Source organism: Saccharomonospora saliphila YIM 90502 (assembly GCF_000383795.1).
Taxonomy (GTDB): domain Bacteria; phylum Actinomycetota; class Actinomycetes; order Mycobacteriales; family Pseudonocardiaceae; genus Saccharomonospora; species Saccharomonospora saliphila.
The window spans coordinates 1-2,803 of the sequence record NZ_KB912615.1 but is presented as its reverse complement, the minus strand read 5'-3'; the positions used below and the strand labels follow the sequence as shown (position 1 = coordinate 2,803).

At 71.2% G+C, this 2,803-nt stretch carries 3 protein-coding genes and 1 pseudogene; all 4 read left to right on the top strand.

Going from position 1 to position 2,803, the window contains the following annotated elements:
- Positions 1 to 325 precede the first annotated feature (325 nt).
- Complete coding sequence (locus SACSA_RS0102015) at positions 326 to 1,225, top strand: SDR family NAD(P)-dependent oxidoreductase (protein WP_198008910.1); 900 nt, start codon at positions 326 to 328, stop codon at positions 1,223 to 1,225.
- A gap of 21 nt (positions 1,226 to 1,246) precedes the next feature.
- Positions 1,247 to 2,119 carry a 4-hydroxyphenyl-beta-ketoacyl-CoA hydrolase gene (locus tag SACSA_RS0102010; RefSeq protein WP_019813073.1) on the top strand — a complete coding sequence of 291 codons (873 nt, stop codon included), beginning with the start codon at positions 1,247 to 1,249 and terminating at the stop codon, positions 2,117 to 2,119.
- Positions 2,116 to 2,571, top strand: coding sequence for a MaoC family dehydratase (locus SACSA_RS0102005; RefSeq protein ID WP_019813072.1), 456 nt, complete (start codon positions 2,116 to 2,118; stop codon positions 2,569 to 2,571). Before SACSA_RS0102010 ends, SACSA_RS0102005 begins: the two co-directional genes overlap by 4 nt.
- Positions 2,572 to 2,611: 40 nt before the next feature.
- A pseudogene (locus SACSA_RS21085) lies at positions 2,612 to 2,803 on the top strand (AMP-binding protein); the annotation flags it as partial.

The following is a 2,803-nucleotide window of genomic DNA, read 5'->3' as shown; positions in this document are numbered from 1 at the left end:
GGGCGAGGTGCGCCCGGGGGAGCGCTGAGCCGGGCGGCTGTCGTGTGGGCAACCGCGGGCCGGGAGAGCTGCGCCCGGGGAGCGTCGAGCAGCGGGAGTGTCCAGCGCCCTGCCTTCACCGGTCGGCGCGCGCCTCCCGCTGGTCAGCGCTTCCACCGGTCGATTCGTGCTTCTGGAGTGGCAACTCGCCGTCCTGAACGGGCAACTCGCCGTCCTGAAGGGGCAACTCGCGGGGGTGTGGGCGGGGAGATGGTTGACATGCGTGTAGGGGGCGAGTACTCGTACTTATATCAGGAAACCTGAGATGTGGAGGGTGCGCGTGCCGATGGATCTGACGGGACGGGTCGCTGTCGTGACCGGCAGCGGAGGGGGACTCGGCAGGGCCTACGCCCGCGAGCTCGCGGCGGCCGGGGCGAAAGTCGTGGTCAACGACGTGGACGCCGACGCCGCTCGGGCGGTCGTCGAGGAGATCACCGACGCGGGCGGCGCGGCCGTGGCCGAGGTCGCCGCGATCGGGCCCACCGAAGCGGCCGAGGCGCTCGTCGCCCGGGCTGTCGCGACGTTCGGCAGGCTCGACATCCTGGTGACCAACGCCGGCGTGCTGCGCGACAAGGTGCTGTGGAAGATGTCCGACGAGGACTTCGACACGGTCGTGGACGTGCACCTGCGGGGAACCTTCACCTGCGCCCGCGCCGCCGCGAGGGTGATGCGCGAGCAGGGCGAGGGCGGCAGGCTGATCCTCGTCGGCTCGCCCGCGGGGCAGCGCGGCAACTTCGGGCAGACCAACTACTCGGCCGCCAAGGCGGGCATCGCCGCCTTCGCCCGGACCTGGTCGATGGAGCTGGCCCGCGCGGGTATCACCGTGAACGCGGTGATCCCGGTCGCCGCCACCGGGATGACCGAGACCATCCCGGCGCTGGCCGACTACGCCGCCGCGGCCCGCGCGGGAGAGCCGCTGCCCGCGTTCGCCCGTCGCGCGCTGGCCTTCGGCACCCCCGAGGACGCGGCGGGACTCGTCCGTTTCCTCGCCTCGGAGGCCGCGGCCGAGGTCACGGGGCAGTGCATCGGTATCGGGGGTGACCGCCTGTCGCTGTGGTCGCACCCGAAGCAGATCGCGACCGCCTACGCCGACGGCGGATGGAGTGCCGAGGCCATCGCGGAGGCCTGGGCCACCACGATCGGCGCCGAGCCCCAGACGGTCGGCGAGAAGCTCCCCGAAGCCTGACACGGCGCGACACGGAGAACCATGGACCCCACGACACTCGACGCGATCGACGTCCACGTGCATGTCGAGACCGACGGTTGCGGCCACCTGTCCCTGCCCGACGAGTTCGTCGAGGCCTCGGCGAAGTACTTCGGCGCCGACCACCGGGCCCCGGCACTGCCCGAGATCGCCGACTACTACCGGCGGCGTCGGATCGGTGCGGTGGTGTTCACCGTGGACATCGAGTCGGCCACCGGACACGCGGCGTTGTCGAACGAGCGGATCGCCGAGGCCGCCGCCGAGCACTCGGACGTGCTGCTGCCGTTCGCCAGCGTGGACCCGGCCAAGGGCAGGGCGGGCGCGCGCACGCTGCGCAGGCTGGTGACCGAACACGGGATGCGCGGCATCAAGTTCCACCCCAGCATCCAGAATTTCGCCCCCGACGACGGCACCGCCTACCCGCTGCTCGAGGTGGCGCAGGAGCTCGGCATCCCCGCGCTGTTCCACACCGGCCAGACCGGGATCGGGTCGGGAATGCGCGGCGGAGGCGGCATCCGCCTCAAGCTCTCGAACCCGATGCTGCTCGACGAGGTGGCCGTCGCCTTCCCCGACCTGACGATCATCATGGCGCACCCGTCGGTGCCGTGGCAGGACGAGGCACTCGCGGTGGCCCAGCACAAGCCGAACGTCCACATCGATCTGTCCGGCTGGGCGCCGAAGTACTTCCCTCCACAACTCGTCCGGTACGCCGACAGCCTTCTCCAGGACAAGGTGCTCTTCGGCTCGGACTACCCGCTCATCACGCCCGACCGCTGGCTGCGCGACTTCGACGCGCTCGGCCTCAAACCGCACGTGCGGCCGAAGATCCTCAAGGACAACGCCGTGCGGGTACTCGGACTGGAGGACAACGCATGACCACGACCGTCCCGTTCTCGCGACTCACCTCGCTGGCGGGCACCGACCTCGGCCGCGGCGAGTGGATGGTGATCGATCAGGCCCGGATCAACACCTTCGCCGACGCCACGGACGACCACCAGTGGATCCACGTCGACGAGAGCGCCGCCAAGGACGGGCCCTTCGGTGGCACCGTGGCGCACGGGTACCTCACCCTCGCACTGATCATTCCGCTGTGGACCGATCTGCTGGAGGTCGAGGGGGTGACGACCAAGGTCAACTACGGCCTGAACAAGGTGCGTTTCCCCGCGCCGGTGCCCGCGGGCTCGCGGGTGCGCGCCGCCGCCTCGGTCGCCGAGGTCGCCGAGGTCGGCGGCGGTGGCGTGCAGCTGACCGTGGACGTCACCGTGGAGATCGAGAACTCCGACAAGCCCGCCTGCGTGGCCCAGCCCGTGTTCCGCTTCTACGCCTGAGGGACGGCCGAGGCCGTGCGACTCGACGAGGAGTCAGACGATGATCTACCGCAGCCCGCTGGACGACATCGACATCCCGGACCTGCCGGTCACCGACTACGTGCTGGGCGAGGCCGAGGCCCGGGCCGGGCACACCGCGTTGGTGGACGCGGGCACCGGCGAGCGGATCACGTACGCGGACCTGGCCTCGCGGGTGCGGCGCGCGGCGGGCGCGCTGGCGGGACTGGGCGTG